Annotated in this window: 1 protein-coding gene; it reads right to left on the bottom strand. The window is 33.7% G+C overall.

Annotated features, from left to right (window positions below; genetic code table 11):
- Positions 1–70: 70 nt before the first annotated feature.
- The gene (locus ACP45E_RS21525) at positions 71–493 is read right to left on the bottom strand and encodes a hypothetical protein (protein ID WP_017038513.1); all 423 of its coding nucleotides are present in this window, start codon (positions 491–493) and stop codon (positions 71–73) included.
- Between the last annotated feature and the right edge of the window lie 56 nt (positions 494–549).

The following is a 549-nucleotide window of genomic DNA, read 5'->3' as shown; positions in this document are numbered from 1 at the left end:
GCACTTCAAACTTGATACTAAGTTTAATTCTAAACGCACCCGACAGTTCTCAAATAAACCCATTCCAAAACTATTTCTTCGATACTTTAATATGTTTATATTCCTTCAAAAATGCCAATCCAAACACCACTAAACAAAACATTGAAAAAGCAGAGATAGAAATGTGAATAATCCCCATAACTACTGCATGATATGTATGACGTCCAACATCAAACACTTGAAAGGGATCACTTAAATATTTAGTGATTGCTATATAACCAAATATTAGCGTCATTATTATTAATAAGGGAAAAGCTTTATACGGACTCCATCTTGGGTCTCGAATTATTCGCCTTGGATTAGAAGATACCGCTTTTGCACCAAGCCCTAGCAAATACATTAATAACAAACCTATTATTGATATTGTAAAATCGCTTGTTTGCCATATTGCATCTAATGCTAAGGCAACTAGAAGAAGTAATAGCACAAAGTTCATTGATGTTAATTTCTTCATTGATATACCTTTTCCCGATTAAACATAACGCCCTGCTAAGCGGCAAATAAACAACC

It is taken from the genome of Vibrio genomosp. F10 str. 9ZD137 (genome assembly GCF_049974785.1).
GTDB lineage: Bacteria > Pseudomonadota > Gammaproteobacteria > Enterobacterales > Vibrionaceae > Vibrio.
Note: the sequence above shows the minus strand (reverse complement) of the source record. Positions and strands in the feature narration are given on the sequence as shown.